The 18,789-nt window shown below is 66.1% G+C and carries 12 protein-coding genes and 1 pseudogene; 7 read left to right on the forward strand and 6 right to left on the reverse strand.

The window, feature by feature from the left end:
- The 4 genes and pseudogenes from CH341_RS36215 to CH341_RS16290 all read right to left on the reverse strand — a co-directional run.
- A pseudogene (locus CH341_RS36215) lies at positions 1-2,115 on the reverse strand (hypothetical protein); the annotation flags it as partial.
- Between the two features lie 549 nt (positions 2,116-2,664).
- On the reverse strand, positions 2,665-3,168 hold the full coding sequence (locus CH341_RS16280) for a hypothetical protein (protein ID WP_146604500.1): 504 nt from the start codon (positions 3,166-3,168) through the stop codon (positions 2,665-2,667).
- Positions 3,169-5,052: 1,884 nt separating this feature from the next.
- Positions 5,053-5,280 carry a hypothetical protein gene (locus CH341_RS16285; RefSeq protein ID WP_111420062.1) on the reverse strand — a complete coding sequence of 76 codons (228 nt, stop codon included), beginning with the start codon at positions 5,278-5,280 and terminating at the stop codon, positions 5,053-5,055.
- A 486-nt stretch (positions 5,281-5,766) separates the two neighbouring features.
- The gene (locus CH341_RS16290; protein ID WP_245431094.1) at positions 5,767-6,282 is read right to left on the reverse strand and encodes a ferritin-like domain-containing protein; all 516 of its coding nucleotides are present in this window, start codon (positions 6,280-6,282) and stop codon (positions 5,767-5,769) included.
- Positions 6,283-6,580: 298 nt separating this feature from the next.
- Here CH341_RS16290 and CH341_RS16295 point away from each other — a divergent pair, with 298 nt between their 5' ends.
- The 3 genes from CH341_RS16295 (at position 6,581) to CH341_RS16305 (ending at position 11,988) form a co-directional block, all read left to right on the forward strand.
- Positions 6,581-8,929 (forward strand): ATP-binding protein, encoded by a 2,349-nt coding sequence (locus tag CH341_RS16295; RefSeq protein WP_111420063.1) that lies wholly within the window; start codon positions 6,581-6,583, stop codon positions 8,927-8,929.
- Between the two features lie 1,400 nt (positions 8,930-10,329).
- Positions 10,330-11,148, forward strand: a complete 819-nt coding sequence (locus CH341_RS16300) for a class I SAM-dependent methyltransferase (RefSeq protein ID WP_111420064.1) — start codon at positions 10,330-10,332, stop codon at positions 11,146-11,148.
- 432 nt (positions 11,149-11,580) lie between these two features.
- Complete coding sequence (locus CH341_RS16305) at positions 11,581-11,988, forward strand: H-NS histone family protein (protein ID WP_111420065.1); 408 nt, start codon at positions 11,581-11,583, stop codon at positions 11,986-11,988.
- 16 nt (positions 11,989-12,004) lie between these two features.
- Here the strand turns inward: CH341_RS16305 and CH341_RS16310 are convergent, their stop codons facing one another.
- Both CH341_RS16310 and CH341_RS16315 read right to left on the reverse strand, forming a co-directional pair.
- Entirely contained in the window at positions 12,005-12,286 is a 282-nt protein-coding gene (locus CH341_RS16310) for a hypothetical protein (RefSeq protein WP_111420066.1), read from the reverse strand.
- Positions 12,287-12,542: 256 nt separating this feature from the next.
- Positions 12,543-13,292, reverse strand: coding sequence for a GntR family transcriptional regulator (locus tag CH341_RS16315; protein ID WP_111420067.1), 750 nt, complete (start codon positions 13,290-13,292; stop codon positions 12,543-12,545).
- Positions 13,293-13,743: 451 nt separating this feature from the next.
- On the opposite strand from CH341_RS16315, the gene CH341_RS16320 reads away from it, so the two are divergent.
- The 4 genes from CH341_RS16320 (at position 13,744) to CH341_RS16335 (ending at position 18,770) form a co-directional block, all read left to right on the forward strand.
- On the forward strand, positions 13,744-14,616 hold the full coding sequence (locus tag CH341_RS16320; protein ID WP_170149654.1) for an FAD binding domain-containing protein: 873 nt from the start codon (positions 13,744-13,746) through the stop codon (positions 14,614-14,616).
- On the forward strand, positions 14,613-15,110 hold the full coding sequence (locus CH341_RS16325; RefSeq protein ID WP_111420069.1) for a (2Fe-2S)-binding protein: 498 nt from the start codon (positions 14,613-14,615) through the stop codon (positions 15,108-15,110). Before CH341_RS16320 ends, CH341_RS16325 begins: the two co-directional genes overlap by 4 nt.
- A gap of 5 nt (positions 15,111-15,115) precedes the next feature.
- Positions 15,116-17,347 carry a xanthine dehydrogenase family protein molybdopterin-binding subunit gene (locus tag CH341_RS16330; RefSeq protein ID WP_146604502.1) on the forward strand — a complete coding sequence of 744 codons (2,232 nt, stop codon included), beginning with the start codon at positions 15,116-15,118 and terminating at the stop codon, positions 17,345-17,347.
- Positions 17,348-17,495: 148 nt separating this feature from the next.
- Positions 17,496-18,770: an MFS transporter gene (locus CH341_RS16335; protein WP_170149655.1), complete on the forward strand. Its 1,275-nt coding sequence runs from the start codon at positions 17,496-17,498 to the stop codon at positions 18,768-18,770.
- Positions 18,771-18,789 lie beyond the last annotated feature (19 nt).

Below are 18,789 nucleotides of genomic sequence, written 5' to 3' on the forward strand. Positions count from 1 at the left end.
CGACAGGCTCACATTGCCGTAGAGACCGAACGAGCCCGAGATCGCGAAGCCGCCATTGCCGCCGCCGCCGCCGACCGACTGGGCGAAGATTCCGGAGGAGCGGTCGCCCGTGGTCGTGATGTCGGCGGCCGGGCCGCGCACCGGCACGGCGCAGGCCGCATCGGCATTGACGCAGACGTTCTCGGCCGCGCCGCCGGCACCGCCGCGGCCGCCGAGCGCGAAGGAGACGAACGCGCCGACGCCGAGCGCGCCGCCGCCATTGCCGCCGCCGCCGCCGACCGACTGGGCGAAGATGCCGGCCGAATCCGCGCCGCCCGTGGTGATGTCCTGGCCGTTGTTGACGATGACGCGGCCGCCGGTGCCGCCGGCCCCGCCGTTGCCGCCGATCGCCGCGATGCCGCCCGCGAACGCGCCGTTGCCGCCGCCGCCGCCGACCGACTGCGCGAAGATGCCGGCCGAGGTCTGCGCCGTCGTGGTCAGCGCGCCGGAATTGTCGACCCGGACCTCACCGCCATTGCCGCCGGCCCCGCCGTCGCCGCCGAACGACACGACGCCGAACGCGCCGCCGCCATTGCCGCCACCGCCGCCCACCGACTGTGCGAAGATCGCCGGGCCGCCCGTGCAGGCCGGCCCGCAGAGCGCCCGGATGGCGGCCGTGTTCTCGACCGAGACGGCCCGGCCGTCACCGGCGACGCCCCCGGTGCCGCCGAAATTGGCGAGCCCGCCGGCGCCGACGCCGCCGTCGCCGCCGCCGCCGCCGACCGACTGGGCGAAGATGCCGGCGCTGGCGGTCGCGCTGGAGACGTTGGTGTAGCTGGCATTGCCGCTGACCGTGATCGCTCCGTGATTGTGGACCTCGACGACACCGCCGTTCTGGCCAGCGCCGCCGACGCCGCCGAAGCTCGCGAACACGCTGGCACCGGTGCCGCCGGCACCGCCGCCGCCGCCGATGCTCTGGGCGTAGATGCCGGCCGACTGGTCACCCGTCGCGGTGAGGGTGGCGTAATTGGTGACCGTGACCTTCTCGCCCGAGCCGCCCGCCGTGCCGGACCCGCCGGCCCCGTAGAACAGGCCGATGCCGCTGCCGCCGCCGGCCCCGCCGCCGCCACCGACGCTCTGGGCGTAGATGGCCGAGGACCCGACGCCCGCCGTGGAGATCGCGCCGCCGTCGACCTGGACCGTGACCGTGCCGCCGTTGCCGCCGCTCTGCGAATCCGCTGCCCAGCCGGCAAGGCCGAGGAAGTTGTTGCTGCCCCCGGCGCCGCCGGCGCCGCCGACGCTCTGGGCGAAGATCCCATAGGAATTCACCGAGCCCTTGATGTCGATGATGCCGTTGCTGGTCACCGACACGCTGCCGCCGACTCCGGTCGGACCGCCGCCGCCGGTGCCGAAGCATCCGGTTCCGCAGTCGCCGCCGCGACCGCCACCGCCGCCGTTGCTGACCGCGACGATGCCTGACGTCGCGGTGTTGGAGAACGCCGCCGTGATGTTCGCCGTGCTGTTGATGACGACGGCACCGCCCTGGCCGCCGGCCCCGCCGTCGCCCGGCGACCCCGGGCCGATCGCGTTGTCGCCGCCGATTCCGCCACGACCGCCGGCACTCTGCGCGAAGATGCCGGCCGCGTTGGCGCCCGTGATGGTGATGAGCCCCGCGGCCGTGACGGTCACGCTGCCGCCGTTGCCGCCGTTACCGGCGTCGCCCGCGTTGATGACCGCGCCGTTGCCGCCGTTACCACCGTTGCCGCCATTGGAGACCGCGACGATGCCGGACGCGCCCGCACCGCCCACCGCGATCTGCCGGCTGCCGTCGAAATGGACCGTGAGGCCCTGCCCCGAGTGGCCGTCGTCGCCGTCCTCGGTGGCGCCGCCGGAGTCGCCGCCGGCACCGCTGGCGTCGATCCGAATGCCGGAGACGCCGCTCCCCGGCTGGATCGCGGTCGTGAGACCGTTGACGTTGAGAGTCTGGATCGGGCCCGCCGGGACGAAGGAGACGCCGCCGCTCACGTCACCGGTGCAGTTCACGGTCGCGGCCGGTGCGTCGCAGGCGGCGAGCGCCGTGTCCCCGGCGGCCGCCGCAATCAGGACGACGGCGCCGCCGACCAACCGGCGCCGCAACGCATGAGAGCTCACCGAGGCCAACAAGGCGCGCCGAGATGGCGCCTGAACCCCGGGCACACGAGTCCGTTCGGCGGTCATGATGGCCCCGTTGGTCCTAGAGGACGAGTAGAATGTGGCTAAGTGTATCTACGCCGGTGCGGCAGCCACAAGCGGCAACACTTCGGAAACAATCGATTGCTGGTAGGTGTATTGCTTAAGTCACAACCTTACGATTCCACCTTGGTCGGATGCGCCTCGCGAGGTGATCCCGAGCCTTATGGAGACGTGCGGGCCGACCTCCAGGTCGGTTCGCGATGCGCTTCTCCCAGTCCACATCTCCAGTCCAGACAGCCCCGCTGAGACAGGATCGTTGAGTCGCCGGCCACAGAGTGCGGACCGTCACGTCCTCGATCATGCGCCGGCGCAGAGGGCTCGGCGTAGCGATCTCGAACCTCCTGTCTGAAGGGTCGGGCTTTGACACCCCACGATCCTCTCAGACGGGAGGGACCGCAGCGATCGCCACTCCCGCCGCGAAGCGGCTTCGCTCGATCCGCCGCCACATGAGCGTTACAGGGGACTGATCGCGCTGGTCCTCTGGGGACGCTCGCGGGGCATTCGCAACACCAACGCTCCGAGCACGATGAAGAGGACCAGTAAGGCGCCCTGAGCGAACAGAATATACGTTTGTGGGTCGCCTTCGACGTCTCCCGCCACGGGCAGGAGCCTCCGGCAGGCCTGTACGACAGCGGCGCTGCAGTTGAAATAAAGGGCTACCAAGGCGGCAATGACGTACACGGCTCGCCAAGCGCCAGCGAGGCGGAACACGTAGAGGCTGACCACCGCCACGGACAGGGTCGCCAGCGAGGCGACACCGACGAGGTGCCGAACTCCGGCGCTACTTACCGGGTAGAGAAATCCCGTGGCAGTCGTCGCCGCCGTCGTGACCAAGAAAACGATCGACACTGCGCTCACGTCCCGGCCGGCGATCATGCGTATGAACAACAGAAGTCCGGAGGATATTCCGACCAAGCTTATGGCGACGTGCAGCGATGTGAGGGTTTCGATCGGCAAGCCCGGGACCATATGCCTACCCCATCGAACTTTCGCGCCTACGGATTGGTGGGTCGTGCCTGGCCGGTTTGGCTTACCGGTGGGAGGGACGAAACGAGAGAGAAGGACCGGAGAATTGGTGGCTCTCCTCGAACCGAGGTCAATACAGGAAAGTACGCCGTTGGGAGACCGCATCGCCGGGCACTGACGTCAGGAGTATCGACCGGTGCGTGTCTCCGCTGCCCTGCAGTCACGGCGACATCCTTTGCCGGACACCGGGACAAGCAACTCGGATCTCGTCCGACAGATGCACCGCACCTGCGCTCGACAACAGATCAACGAGCATCACCGGAGTTCTGCGCGCCCGGATTGTCCCGTCCAAGGGCGCTGCCGGATGCACGGCCCAGAGCCAATCCCATAGCTCGTCGAACTAGACCTCGTGCCTCGAGCAGTTCGGCCCCCCTCCAAACGATGACGCGCTGGACGTCCCCGATCATCGGGCATTCCGGCGGATCGTGCTCGACCGCCGGAAATACAGAGCCGCCCGCTCTCGGCGGCTAGGCCGACCGCTGCACCTTGGAGGCAGAGCCGGTTGGATGTCCGTGCGGGAACAGAGTTCGCGTCCATGCGTAAAATAATCAATGCACGAGGGCTGCTCCGATGAAACAGGAAGTTGGCATACGAGCGCTCGCGCGACTTGCGCATGTTACCAGTGCGAACGTTCGTCACCACCCAGCATTCGACCTGATGGTCCGGCTGTCTACCAATCAACGCCTCTGCCGCCCGGGATCGGTGGAATTCCGGGCCCTCGATCTTCGTCTCCAGCTCTTGACGGAAGCGATCATCGAGGACCTCGGCGCCGCGGACGCTGAGTGACGGAATTCGTGGTGACGGAACTCGTGGTGACCGAACTCGGAATGCCGTCGCTGTCGGATCTCGACCCTTGCCTTGGCAGATCACCTGATCAATCGCGCAAGCGCACGAGACGGAATGCTCCTGGGTTCGGTTCTGGAGGCGGCCTGATCTGACTGAGCCTCTTCCCAGGAATGTCTGCCCTCGACTCGTATCCGGCTCGGGCAGATCAATCAGACGCGCACGAGGTCGCGGGCGGCGACCCTGCCGTCACCGCCCGCGCCTGCGCCGGCACGATCGCGACCGGCGCAGCAGCCTCCCTAGACTCGGCCATTTCACTGTCTGGCCAGCTCTCGTCACCCTCATTGGAGCGAAACGCAAATGCGGGCGTCTGGCAGGCTCGGACAGCCGAAGCGGTCATTCTGATCAGATCGAGAGTACAATCGATATGTAGGACTACGTCCCCGGCGACAGAAGCTCTTCGAGAAGTGAAAGGCCGCCCCTGCGGACGGCCTTTCACTGGAGCGCAATCAGCTGCCTTCCGTTCGCACGTGCGTTCGGGGCTATTTTGTCCTTTGGTAGAGCAGCAACTCGGGGCGAGCCGAGTTTGTTCCGGACGCCGTCAGCGAAATGTTGCGCCGCAGGGGCGCGATCAGTTGCGCGTCAGTGGGGGCCGCCATGCCTCGATGCCGATCGGTCGAGGATTCGCGTGGTCCGCGCGTCGTCCGTGAGAGCGCGCCGGAGATCCCGCGCTCTTCGCCGGCCCGGATGGTGGCGCCGAGCACTGGGCCGTCATCGCCTCGCTGATCGAGAGCTGCAAGCTCCTCGGCATCGACCGCACGTCTGTCTCGCTACACGCCGGCGCAACTCAGCGAAGCCGTGGCCCGACAACGATGCTCATCGTAGATCGCGCCTCCAAAACAAAAGCAAACATCGCGCCCGATGCGCGGCTCCTGACGCGATCTGAGGAGATGCGCCCGGGCAAACGTAGTGCTGATGTCGGCACGCGATCAGTGTTCGTGCGCCCCCGAACCGGGCCGCGCTCGACACGCGTCAGAGCTTGAACTTCTGCAGCGTGTGTTCCGCGAATTCGCGCACTGCCGGGTCGATCTCACCGGCTCGGAGCAACTCCTGCAGTTGCGCGAGGTTCGTCTTCAGGGCCCGTGCGGCCTTTTCGCGGACCACCCCATCGGTCCCGGGATCAGCCGCGATGGCGGCGAGATCGGCGAGCGCAGAGCCGGCGCAATAGATCCACCCCGATAATACTTCCTTGTGCTGCACAGCGGCCCCACAGGACTGTCGACAGACGCCATTCGACAGCTCTGCGTTTCATCACTTTGCTCCTTTCGTTTCAACCGGAGGAATACCTATGCTGGCGGCCCTCACCAGCGGCGCCGGACGCCCGTGGTCCTGTGCGCTCGGCCGGTCCCGTCGCGGGCGGGAGGACGGTCGCGGCGCCCGTCGTGTGCCCCGATCGCTGTGCCCCGGAAGACACTCGGGGTGGGGCGGCGGGTTGCCGGTCCGCTCGTGGGAGTCTCCGCCGGTACGTTCGTGCGAAGCCCGGTCCTGTGGTCCCGCGGCTCGTAGCCGGACCGCTACCGCGCTCGGACGCGCACGTTGCTCGGAGAAGCTCGGGCAGCGGGACTGCTGGCTTAGCTGCTCGGCGCGCCCCCCAATTCTGTGCCTCACTCTTCGCCGCTGAATGCACTCTCGAAGAACTGCCTGAAGCCGTCCGCCAGCGCCCCCGGCGGACGGCTCCTATTTCACCTAGTGTTTCGCGCTCGTGCCTCGGGCGTCACGTGCCAGAAACGTACGGACGACGCCCGGCAGGTTCTCGTCGAGCCAGCCAGCCATCTCCTGCTCCTCAGCCAGGATGCCCTGGCAGACCTCCTTGGTGGCGGCATCTCCGACGCTCTCTGCCGCCGTGATCAATCCTTTATAGGTTGCGACTTCCATCTGCTCGAACGCAAAACTCGCGATCGAGGCCTTCACCACCTCGTCGCTCGTGAAAACACCGGTCAGGGCTTGGCCGAAGCCGAGCAGTTGCGCCGCCGTGTCCTTGAAGGTCGAGGTGCTGCCGCCGCGCCGCTCGATGCAGGTCTGCAACCGGTCGGCCTGGCTTCTGGTCTGCTCCAGATGTCGCTCGATTTTCGCCCGGAGCTCCGGATAGTGTTCCAGCCGCGTTGCGGTGTTGCTCAGCATCTGTTCGGCGTGTTTCTCCATAGCATGCGCGTCCCGCAGCCAATCGAGAAGCGTTCCTTCCATCGATTCCGTCTTGGTCATCGGCTCTCCTTTTTCACGACGGCCCAGGCAGCTCTCGCCCGGCTATACGGTTGGTATTTTGGAACGGCTCGGTTGCGGGAGAGTTCCAGACTGCTCCGGGGAACCGCTGATGCGCAGCTGAAGCGGTACCGGCACTCTTGAACCCAAGCGGCCCAGCTGAATCAACAGGCCCGGCCGACGGCCGGATGGGGCTCTGCGCGGCCTCGACACAAAATGCCATAGAATCATACTGCTGTTTTGCATATGGTGTCAGGACCCCTTTACGGCCGAGGCGCTGAACGAGGTACGAGGGTAGAGCGTGCACGCGCCCCAGCCCGCGCAGCCCGACAGTGCGGCCGGAAGGACACGCCCTCGAACGCTGTCGTTCCATCTGTTCAGCTTCGGCTTGGGGATCGTTCTTCCGGCCTTGTTCTTCGCCGTGTTCATCGCCGTTCAGTACTACGCGTCGGAGCGCTCCCGGTTGGAGGACAGCCTGCGAAGCGAAGCCCGCGCGTTGGCCACCGCCATCGATCGGGAGATCGTCGGTGTGACCACCACATTGGAAGCGTTGGCGACAGCTCCGGCTTTGAAGCGCGGCGACCTCGCCACGTTTTATCAACAAGCGCAGGACGTCCGTGCCGAACAGAATTTTCACATCAGCGTGCGCGACCTCAGCGGGACGGCCTTGACGGCTACGCGCCTGCCTTTCGGCGGCCGGCTCGAAAACAATCCCGTGGAGGTGCGTGAGATCGACAGGATCGCGATCCAGAGCGACCGTCGTGCCGTCAGCGATGTTTTTCTCGGCCTCGTGACCGGGCGTCCCACGGTCCAGATCGTTGTTCCCGCGACGATCGAGTCTCGCCGTGAATACGTGGTCGGAGCCAGCATTGCTCCGGAGTTCTTTCAGGAGGTCCTGCAACGGGCTCGGCTGCAGGACGGGTGGCTGGCCACCGCGATCGACGGACGGGGAGTGTTCGTCGTCCGGTCGCACCAGCACGAGGAATTCGTCGGTAAGAAAGCTCCCCCTCATCTCGTGAACGCCGCGGTTCGATCCGCCGGGCTGTACGAAGACCGATCGCCAGACGGGATTTCCTCGGTCGTCGCCTACGACACGTCACAATTGACAGGATGGCGGGTGATCGTCAGCGCACCCGTATCCATCATCGACGATGCTCTGCGGCGCTCCGTGCTCGTGGTCGTCGGGCTGGGCGCCCTCCTGGCCGTGTTGGCGCTTGCACTCGCCGATGTGGTGCGCAGGCGCATCCTCAAATCCGTGGAACGCCTTCAGACCGCGGCGCATTCCCTCCGAGACGGCAGGATTCCGCCGCACATCCCCACTCCCATCAAGGAGTTCGACGACGTTGGAAGCATTCTGGTGGGGGCTGCGAGCGACCTCCGGTCCCGCGAACGGGAACGCGATCTGGCGGAAGCAGCTCTGAAACGCCTGAATGAAAACCTGGAGCGACGGGTCGAAGCCGCCATGAAAGAGCAAGAGCATGCCGAGGCTCAGCTGCGTCAGCTCCAGAAAATGGAAGCTGTCGGCCAATTGACCGGAGGCATTGCTCACGACTTCAACAATCTCCTGACCGTGGTGATCGGCAATCTCGGCATGCTGCGCAACCGAGTCGCCCACCTGGACGATCCAAGACTGATCCGCAACGTCGAGGCAGCCCTCGACGGGGCTGGACGCGCAGCGCAGCTCACAAGCCGATTGCTGGCGTTTTCGCGTCAATCCCCGCTTCAACCCTCTGTGGTGAATGCCAACAGGCTGATCACAGGAATGATGGATCTGCTGACCCGGACACTCGGTGAAACCATTCAACTGGAGACCGAGCTGTCGGAGCATCTTTGGCGAATCGAGGTCGACCCTCATCTGCTGGAGAGCGCGCTGCTCAACCTCGCGGTCAATGCGCGTGATTCGATGCCCGAGGGGGGGCGCCTGCGCCTTTGCACAGCGAACGTCTCTGTTTCCGAAGCACTCGCGCAGACCTTCGGCAAAGAACTACAGCCAGGGGAATACGTCTCGGTCGCCGTGTCGGATGCCGGACATGGAATGCCGCCGGACGTCAAGGCACGGGTCTTCGAGCCATTTTACACGACAAAGCCGGTCGGTCAGGGAACCGGCCTCGGACTCGCTCAGGTGTACGGTTTCGTGAAGCAGTCCGGTGGACACATCACGATCGATTCCGAAGTGGATTGCGGCACGACCGTGCGGCTCTATTTTCCTCGTGATGATCGTGCCGAAGGCGTCGTCGCAGAAGGGCCCCCGCGCAAGGGCGTGCCTCGAGTCGTAGCCGATGCGCTGATCTTGGTCGTCGAGGACGACCCACGCGTGAGCGAGTTCACTCTCTCGGCTCTCAAGGAAGCAGGGTACCGGGTCCTCGCCGCACCGGATGGCGTGGCGGCCTTGCAGGCGCTCCAGGACCATCGCGGGGACATCCGGCTTCTGTTCACCGACATGGTGCTGTCCGGCGCGATGAATGGACGTACGCTCGCCGATGAGGCCGTCCGCCTGAGCCCCGCCATCAAAGTCTTGTTCACGACGGGCTATACGCAGGACAAGGTTCTCGCCGAGCGCCGCCGGGAGGGGAGCGCCCAGGTTCTCAGCAAGCCGTTCGATGGGATTCAGCTCTTGAATGCCATCGCTCACGCTCTGGACGGAAGCTAGGCAGCACACCGCCGCTGGTCGCCATGGCTTGGGCCCTCCCCGTGTGACGACGGCGTCTGCCGTCGGCGGTACTGGCCCGGAGCTTGGCTCCGAAGGCCCAGCGTCGCACAGCGCCGGCACATCGTCCTCCGCGGCGGGGGAACGATTTCGTCGAGAGACACTCCCGCCTTTTCAGGCTGCGCACCCCCTATTAGTCACGGTGATGGGCGATAACATATCCACATGAACTTAAAGACGTTTTTTCACCGAAATGGAACGCACCCCCTACTGCAGTGCTTTCCCCCTGCCTAGCCTCGGCGGCCGCTACGACGCCGTCCGATCGTCTGCCGAGCGACTGGTCAACTGAGCCGCTGCCCGAGCCCTTCCGAACCTTCAGCTCCGGATCGGCTACGGACAGCGGCACTTTTGGGACGTCCAAGCGGTAGCGAGGAGAGCGGAAATCGATGAGCAGCCGTAGCAGGCAGTCGAGCGAGCGAAAGAGCTCTTCACTTCGGAGGCGAGGCGTCAACCCGCCCCTTCCTCTCGGAGACAGACACGTCCTGACCCCCGAACTGGTCGCGTCGTTGATCATGAACCGCGAGCTCATTCTCGACCGTCCGCCTTGCCGCATGTGCTCGCACGGAACACGGCTGGTCGGCCGCACCTACATGCGAGAGGACGGCAGAAACTTCGAAGAGCGGACCTTCGAATGTTTCTTCTGCGGCCACAGCCAGATTGTCCGCCGTCTCCTCTGAACCGCATTTTCCGGTGCGGACTCGGCCCCCCGCTTCGCCCGAGATTGGTACTTCGAGTTTTTATACAAGGCATGCTGCTGCGCAGTGGCTCCTCCTGGAATCCCCCAGCAGCACTTCCATTCTCCCGGGTTCGACGGAGGATCGGCGACAGCAGACCGTGATGGATGTCGCCGGGTTCGGAAGTGGCGACGAGGCAGAACGCTTCGGTCCATCTTGGCTTTGAAGCTCATGTTCCATGGGCGAGGCTCAACCTCGCCGTTCGGTCGGGTCCCGTGCGGTGGGGCGGAGCGACGCGGTCCGGAGTTTCGGAGAGCCTGGCGAGACCGTCGCAGCCGCGCGGATGGCGGCGTCGACACCGAGAGAATATTCAGCGCGCTGACGAGCCTCGCCGCCGCGACCGTTGAGCCCAGCCGCTCGGCGGGCGATGCAGCGAAGCCGCTGACACTGGTCACACTGGCAGCATGTTACTCCCCCTCGGCAATCCGGAATCGGCGGGCGAACGCGGTCGGCTCTGGCGGCATTGTGATCACAAGCGTGGCGGACCGTGCCCATCATGCGCCCAGACGGACTTACGTTCGACGGTCGGGTCGTCGCTGCGAGATCGTCATTCGGCAGCCGGCACCGCCCTCACCCCGCGCGGCGCCCGGGGGCCGTGGAGGGACAATCATGAGCGCAAGCGACAGGGTGTTCACAGGCTCTGTTCCAGACATTTACGATCGACTTCTGGTTCCGCTCATCTTCGACTTCTACGCCATCGATCTTTCGAGACGAGTCGCGCAAGCGCGACCGGGTCGCATTCTCGAGACTGCGGCCGGAACCGGGGCGTTGACCAGAGCCCTTTCGGCGGCTCTCGGCTCGAACACATGTCTGGTCGCGACCGACCTCAACGGTCCGATGCTCGAGATCGCCAAGGCGCGACTTCCGGACTCGCGCATCGCGTGGCAACAGGGCGATGCCCTGTCGCTTCCTTTTGATCCGGGCAGCTTCGACGCCGTGTGCTGTCAATTCGGGGCGATGTTCTTCCCGGACCGCCTCCGAGCGTTCCGGGAAGCGCATCGAGTGCTCGGCCCTGGCGGGAGACTTCACTTCAACGTCTGGGACGAGATCACCGAGAATGAGTTCGCGGACGCGGTCACGGCAGCGCTGGAAGAGGTCTTTCTCGAGGATCCCCCACGCTTCCTCGCACGCACGCCGCACGGGCATGCCGACGTCCAGACGCTTCGTCGCGAACTGCAGGCGGCGGGGTTCGGCGAGATCCGAGTCGAGGCCGTCGAGGGCACCAGCCGCGCTTCCTCTCCTCGGGTTCCGGCGGTCGCGTATTGTCAAGGAACACCGCTCCGAACCGAGATCGAGGCGCGCGATCCGACAATGCTGCAGACTGCGACGGACGCAGCAGCACGGATGATTGCTCGGCGCTTCGGCGAGGGCGAGGTATCCGGCAAGATGCGGGCTTTCGTGCTCTCTGCCCGGGCCGGTGCATGTTGAAGTCGACCAGCTTCGCCACGCGCTTGCTCGAATTCACCGCGAGGGCTTGCTGATCGTGATCGGCCTCGGGGCCGCCGAGCAGCGGGGAGATGTTGTAATCGCCCCTACCATGCTGACCGCGGGCCCCGGCGACGATCGCGATGTGGGCGTGTGATGCGCGGTCGCGAACCTTGCGCTTCAACAAGCGGCGAGGTGATTTCTGCCGAGATCCTCTTGGCTGAGGCCACGACCCATCGTCGCTTGAAGCCGCAAGGCGCCGCGGTGACGGCCCCGGGCGTTCATTTCCAGTCTTACATATCCCCAAATCTGTCGACATTGGCCCAAAGCCGCTTGCTTTTGCCGCATGCTGCCGTAGGAGGGTTTATCGACCCGCCTTTCCGGCAAGCCGACAGGGGTGCCGGGGCCGCAAAACAATCAATGAGGAAAGCCGGAATGGCCAACGTGAATCTCAAAACCATGGAAGTCGACGAGTTGCTCGCCCTCCGGGGCGAGATCGACGCCGCCCTGGAGGAGCGCAGCCGCGCGTTGCGCGATCAGCTGGCGCAACTCGAGAGGGCCACCGGACGCACCACCAAGGCCCCCGGCCAGCGCTCGAGCACGCTCAAAGGGGTCAAGGTGCCGCCCAAGTTCGCGGGTCCGAACGGTGAGACCTGGGCCGGTCGCGGCGCGCGGCCGAAGTGGCTCACCGAGCTGCTCGAGGCCGGGCACGAGATCGAGGAATTCGCGGTCGGCGAGACGGGGGCCCAGGACGAGGCTCCGGAGGACGAGGCCCCGGAGGGCGAGGCCGCGCCGCGCGCCAAGCGCCGGGCCGGCCGCAAAAGCACCCGCCGCGGAAAGTGAATTTTCCCTCCGGGACTCAACACCTGAATCGACCGGCGCTGGTGGTCAGGCCGAGAAGGTCCATGAGGCTGTAGTACTCGTTTCGGCCTTCATCCGGCTTGCCCGCGCCGATCAGTGCGGCGGCATTCGCACGCATTCTCCGGGCCCGTTCGAGCACCTCGGGAGGAAACTCTGCCTTGGCGAGCGCGGAATCGATGGCCCTGAGATTGATGGGTGCGCGGCATGCCAGAGCGGCGTCCGTGCAGGGCGCGATCAACAGCGCACAACCCACCAGAAGAAGACCGGCCCGAAGCAACATGGCGCACCCCTGAATGTCCGACGAACGACCGCTTCGCCACGCCCGCTCCTATTCGACAGGAAGAGCGTGGGACATCGAGCGACCGCCGACCGTGACATCTGGATCGCACGGCACTCCGGGACTGGACTGTGAGCTGAATCACGCTGCGCAGCCCAAGCAGGCGTGACATGCGCGACTCAGCCGCTGAGTTGAATCGGAGGGTCCGCCCGGATCGCAAGCAGGGGCCGCCGGTTCCGCGTCGGCAGGGCGCGAAGCGTCAGGGCTCGGCCGGGGCGACGATCGGTTTTCTGCTCTCCCGGCCAGACGGAACCTTGCTTTCCTCGAGCGTTCGTTCGGCGAGCTCGGCCGTCCTGAGCAGGTGGCGCGTGAGGAGCTCGACGGCCTGCTCGGCGTCTCGGGCGAGGGCCGCCTCCATGATGAGACGGTGCTCGTCGTGCTGGCGCACCTGCCGGGTCGTCGGCTTGATCAGGCGACGGTAGCGGTCCCCCAGGTCGAACAGCTGCTCGCAGTAGCCCATCAGGAAGGACGATCCGCAGGCGCTGAGCAGACTGGCGTGGAATTCTCGATGCGCAGCATCGTTCATCTCCGCGCTCCGGGCCGGATCGAGACCGGGCGCATCGACAGCGACGCGCGCGAGGCGGTGATAGGCGAGCACCACGCGCTCCTCCCACGCCGTGTCACCTCGCGCGATCGACTGGCGAAGCCCGAGCTCGTTGAGCCAGCAGCGGGTGACCGTGATCTCCTCCAGCTCCACCTTGCTCAATGGTGCGACCGTGAATCCGCACAGATCCGTCTGGCGGGCGAGGCCGTCGCGCGACAGCCGGTTCAGCGCCTCGCGGATCGGGCTGAAGCCGACGCCGTAGCGCTCGCACAACTGACGGACGCGGAGCTGACTGCCCGGCAACAATGCACCGTTGATGATGTCACGGCGCAGGCTTCCATAGGTCGCCGACGCGAGCGTCTCGCCGGCGCGTCGGCTGTTGGGGTCGAATTTCCGTCGGGTCATGGTCGCTGGTCGATCACGGAAAAGACAGCACGGTCACGGCAACAGCGCCGACCGTCAGCCCCGCCACATCTTGAAGACATTCGGTCACCCCGGCAACTCGCGCCTTCATATGTGCGAACACCATACGCAGTTCACCGCATTGTCGAGCATATCGACGAAAGTATCAAATGTTCGAACATCGGGGCCGACCAAAAGTCGAGCCTCGCGGGGACCACAACGATGGTCCCACCGCGGCGACAGGATCGAAGTTACCGGCAGCATCCCGAACAGGGGCCGGATTCGAGCCTGCCGGCAGCGGGCTTAGGCTTACCGACTCGCCTTCCGCCCCCGAACACCCCCGGCTGAAGACTCGATGCCTCCCGCGCTCGCTGGAGGTTCGTTCGACGACGCCATCGCACGGCCAGGACCACGTCCCGGCCGAACGACGGCGCATGCATCAAGGGTGGTCGACATGGCCCAATTCCGCGTGGCGGCGCCGAGAACGCTCGACGAAGCGTTCTCGCTGCTGCCGATCCAAGACCGCGACGTCAAGCTGGTCGCCGGCGGAACCGATGTGCTGATCCACATCAGGGCCGGCAAGTCCGCACCGAAGCGACTCGTCCTCCTATCGAAGATCAGCGAACTGGACGACGACATCCGGGTGACCGACACCGGCATCCGCATCGGGGCGCTGGCGCGACTGAGCGACGTGGTCCGCCACCCGGTCGTGCTCGCCCGCTTCACGGCGCTCGCCGAGGCCGCAGCGCAGATCGGATCGGAGCAAATCCGCAATCGCGGCACCGTCTGCGGAAACGTCGCGAATGCATCGCCCGCCGGCGACACCCTGCCGCCCCTCTACGTCTTCGATGCGGTCGTGAACCTGATCGGGCCGAACGGCCGGCGGGCGGTGCCGATCGCCGCCTTCGTGCAGGCGCCGGGTCGGACCGATCTCGCCGCCGGCGAGCTGATCGAGAGCATTGTCTGCCCGTTTCCGCCGGACGGCGCCGGCTCTGGCTACATCAAGCTGGCGCGGCGCGCCGGCATCGACATCTCCACGGTCGGGGCCGCCGCGATGGTGTGCGATGCCGACACGGTCCGCCTCGCCCTCGGCGCCGTCGGCCCGACGCCGATCCGCCCTCTCGCTGCGGAGCCGCTGCTCGGGGCCGGACTGCGCGACGACGAGGCGTTCGATCGCGGTATCACGGCGGCCGCCGAGGCCACCACTCCGATCTCCGACATCCGCGCCTCCCGCGACTATCGCCTGGCCATGGTCCAGGTCATGGCGCGCGAGGCGATCCGGCTGTCGCAGCAACGTTCCACGAGCAAAGACCGGGTGCAGGCATGACCGCGGACACGTTCGACATCACCTTCACGCTGAACGGCCTCCGCAAGAGCATCGCGGTGCGGACCGACGCCATGCTGGCCGAGGTGCTGAGGGAGAACCTCGGGCTGCTCGGCACCAAGGTGAGCTGCAACGAAGGCGAATGCGGCGCCTGCACGGTGCTGATCGACGGACGCACCGCGAACTCCTGCATCGTCCTCGCCCTCGAGGTCGACGGTTGCGCCGTGACGACCATCGAGGGCGTGGCGGTCGGCGGCGTGCTGCACCCCATCCAGGAGTCGTTCATCGAAGAGGGTGCCGTCCACTGCGGCTACTGCACGCCCGGCATGATCCTCTCGACCAAGGCGCTGCTCGACCACAACCCCGATCCGACGACGGGCGAGGTCCGAAAGGCGCTCGAAGGCAATCTCTGCCGGTGCACCGGCTACAACCGAATCCTCAAAGCCGTCTCCAGAGCCGCCGAAAAGCTGCGCCCGACGCCGGGCGCAGGGGAGTGACGCCGATGAACATCGTCGGAAAGAACGTCCTTCGCGCCGATGCCGCCCAGAAAGTCACCGGGACTCACGAGTTCGCCATCGATGGAAAAGTCCCCGGAATGCTGTGGGCCCGGATCGTCAGGGCGCCGCTCGGCCACGCCCGCATCGTCACGGCAGACACCGCGGCGGCGCGGGCCGTTCCGGGCGTCGTGTCGGTCCTGACCGCGGCCGACCTGCCGACCCCGATGCCACTCTACGGCTCGGTGATCGCCGACCAGCCGCTGCTCGCCGTCGGCAAGTGCCGGTATTACGGCGAACCGGTGGCCGTGGTGCTGGCCGACAGCGACGAGGCGGCTTCGCTCGGCGTCGCCCGGACGCGCATCGACTACGAGGAGCTTCCCGCCGTCGTCACGGTCGCGGACGCGCTCGCTGCTGACGCGCCGCTGGTCCACGACGCGACGACGGCTCCAGGCTCGAACGTCCACAAGCAGTACGAGTACGCCTGGGGCGATGTCGAGGCGGCCGAGCCCGCGTGCCACACGATCGTCGAGAACACCTACACGTTCCCGATGATCCATCATTTCGCCCTGGAGCCCTTCTCGGTCATCGCATGGCCCGAGGCCGGCGGTGTGCAGATCAAGAGCCCGGTCCAGCATCCGTTCCTGCTGCGCCGGGTGGTCGCCGAATGCCTGAAGCTCGAGCTGTCGAAGGTCCGCGTGATGGCGACCAGCATCGGTGGCGGTTTCGGGTCGAAGGGCTACGCCAAATACGAGCCGCTCGCGGCCTATCTGGCGATGCGGACCGGACGTCCGGTGAAGATCTCGACCTCGCTCGACGACGCCTTCGTCACGGCGCGGCGGCTCTCCGCCACGGTCCATATGAAAACGGGCTTCGACCGCGACGGACGCATCCTGCTCCAGAAGGTCGACGCCGACTACCTGATGGGTGCCTATGCGGACGCGGCGCCGCGCATCACCCAGAAGGCCAGTTACGTGAGCTGCGGCCCCTACCGGATTCCGAATCTGAAGACCGTGGCGCGGGCGATCTACTCCAACACCACGCCCAGCACGGCGGCGCGCGGCTTCGGCATGCCGCCGCTGAACTTCGCCCTCGAGACCCAGATGCAGATGGCCGCCAAGTCGCTCGGCATCGATCCGGTGGAGATCCGGCTGCGCAACCTGGTCAAGCGCGGCGAACAGCTCGTCCCCGGCGACATCCCGGCCGACGGCGAATGGAGCGAGGGCTTGCGCCGCTGCGCCGACATGATCGGCTGGAACGATCCGCTGCCGCCCGGAACCGGGCGCGGCATCAGCATCGGCATCAAGAACCCGATTCCCGGCTCGGTCTCCAACGCCCTGGTCAAGCTGCACGCGGACAACAGTCTGACGGTCGCGGTCGGCACCTCGGAGATGGGGCAAGGCGCCTGCACGGTGCTGGCGCAGATCGCATCGGAAGAGCTCGGCATTCCGATGGACCGGATCACCATGATCATGGGCGACACGGCGGCGGTCCCGTTCGACGTGGCGACGGCCGGCAGCCGGTCGACCGTGACGATGGGCAACGCCGTCCAGTCGGCCTGCAAGGACGTCGTCCGGCAGCTCGAGGAGATGGCGAAGGAACTCGGGCTGATCGCCCCGGGCGAGAAGCTCCAGATCAACGGCGGCATGATGTCGGACCGACAAAACAGCCTGTCGTTCAACGACATCTTCACCCGCTACTTCTCCAAGACGCAGGGCGAGGTGGTCGGTCGGGGACTCTACAAGGGCGAGGTCGTCGCCGGCCATCCGCTCGGCGGCCTGTCCGACTTCTGGGAGGTCATCTTCATCGCCGTCAAGGCGAAGGTCGATCCGGCGACCGGCAAGGTCTCCATCCTCAAGATGATCAATGTCAGCGACATCGGCAAGGCGATCAATCCGCTGCACTGCAAGTCGCAGGAGGAAGGCGGCGCCATGATGGGGCTCGGCCACGCCCTCATGGAGCAGATGATCTACGACCAGAAGGGGCGCCTGCGCAACGGCAGTCCGCTCGACTACCGCATCCCCACCACCATGGACGTGCCGTGGGAGATGGACAGCTCCCTGGTCGAGAATCAGGACGGCGCCGGCCCGTTCGGCGCCAAGGGCATCGGCGAGAGCGGCGCGATCACGGCGGGCGCCGCGATCGCGGCCGCGGTCTCGGACGCCACCGGCGTCTTCTTCAAGGATCTTCCGATCACCTCGGAAAGGGTGTGGGCGGCACTCTCCGCCGAGAAAGTGTAGGCGCCTCGCTTCGCCGAGCGATGCGGGGGACGGACTCTTCATGTGCGCTCGAACGCGCTCCCACAGGCGGTAGGGATTTTTCGAAATGACCATACAGCCACTCGATCACGTAACGGCCTCAAAGACGGCTGCGGCAGGCGCCGCACCGGTGGATTCGAAATTCGCAGAGATCTTCACATCGTTCAGATCGGCGTTCAAGACTCACGGCCTGCTGCTGATGGGCCTGTTCGCCGCTTGGCTGTTCGACGCGATGGACGCCACGATCTACGCCTATGCGGTGCCGTCGATCATCAAGGACCTCAACGTCACGATGGCCGAGGCCTTCAGCGTGGTGTCGGTGTTCCTGGCGTCGACCGCGATCGGCGGCATCGTGATCGCCAGCATCGGCGACAAGATCGGCCGCAAGCCGACCGTTCTGCTGTCGGTGGTCCTCTACGGCATCTTCAACTTCCTGTGCGGCACCGCGGACTCGCTCACCGAACTGAGCATCTATCGCGGACTCGTCGGTTTCGGTCTCGGCGGTCTGTGGCCGGCCGCGATGGCGCTGGTGTCCGAGATCTGGCCGGCCAAGAGCCGGGGCATGGCGGTCGGCGTGCTGCAGACGGGTTGGACCTTCGGCCTGCTCACCGCGGCGATGTTCGCCTTCACCATCATCCCGAGCCACGGCTGGCGATGGATGTTCTACGCGACGGTCGTTCCGGTCGTGATCACGTTCTTTCTCGTCCTGTTCTTCGTCAAGGAATCGCCGGTGTGGCAAGCCAAGCGGCGTGAGCAGGCGGCGAGGCCGGAGGCGAGCGCCGGCGGCATCACCATCCTGCAGCTGTTCAATAAGAAGAACGCCCGCAACACCCTCCTCGGCCTCGGCGTCTCGATCTTCGGCATGTACGGCTGGTGGACGCTGTTCACCTTCCTGCCGACCTATATCGACAAGACCCTGAACGTCGGCATCACCAAGGGCGCCGAGTTCATGATCTGGACGAGCATCGGCGCCTTCTTCGGCTACCTCCTGTTCGGCGCCTTCGCCGATCGCGTCGGGCGGCGGCCGACCTTCGCGGTGTTCTTCGTCGCCATGGGCATCATGATCACGGTCTTCATCTACACCGTGACGTCGACCGGCCTGACTTATCTGCCGCTGGTCGGCATCGCTCTCGGCTTCTTCACCGGCTACTACAGCGGCTACGGCGCCCTGTTCTCCGAGCTGTACTCGACCGACGTGCGGGCGACCGGCGCCGGCTTCCTGTACAACGGCGGGCGCGCGGCCGTGTTCGTCGGCCCGATGATCATCACCTATCTCATTCCCAAGGTCGGGTTCAGCCTGGCGATCAACTCGGCCGCGCTCGCCTTCGTGGTCGCGGCGGTGTTCGTCCTGCTCATGAAAGAGACGAAGGGCATCGAGATCGCCACCCTCGACAAGACCAACTGAAGCCGTCCGTCGGCTTCGC

Origin of the sequence: Rhodoplanes roseus, from assembly GCF_003258865.1 — a bacterium.
Classification (GTDB): Bacteria; Pseudomonadota; Alphaproteobacteria; order Rhizobiales; family Xanthobacteraceae; genus Rhodoplanes; species Rhodoplanes roseus.

Bases quoted from the DNA above. Each gene is read 5' to 3' on its own strand.
- CH341_RS16305 (WP_111420065.1), top strand. From the start codon at position 11,581: ATGGCCAACGTGAATCTCAAAACCATGGAAGTCGACGAGTTGCTCGCC.
- CH341_RS16290 (WP_245431094.1), bottom strand. From the start codon at position 6,282: ATGACCAAGACGGAATCGATGGAAGGAACGCTTCTCGATTGGCTGCGG.
- CH341_RS16315 (WP_111420067.1), bottom strand. From the start codon at position 13,292: ATGACCCGACGGAAATTCGACCCCAACAGCCGACGCGCCGGCGAGACG.
- CH341_RS16320 (WP_170149654.1), top strand. From the start codon at position 13,744: ATGGCCCAATTCCGCGTGGCGGCGCCGAGAACGCTCGACGAAGCGTTC.
- CH341_RS16300 (WP_111420064.1), top strand. From the start codon at position 10,330: ATGAGCGCAAGCGACAGGGTGTTCACAGGCTCTGTTCCAGACATTTAC.
- CH341_RS16310 (WP_111420066.1), bottom strand. From the start codon at position 12,286: ATGTTGCTTCGGGCCGGTCTTCTTCTGGTGGGTTGTGCGCTGTTGATC.
- CH341_RS16325 (WP_111420069.1), top strand. From the start codon at position 14,613: ATGACCGCGGACACGTTCGACATCACCTTCACGCTGAACGGCCTCCGC.
- CH341_RS16330 (WP_146604502.1), top strand. From the start codon at position 15,116: ATGAACATCGTCGGAAAGAACGTCCTTCGCGCCGATGCCGCCCAGAAA.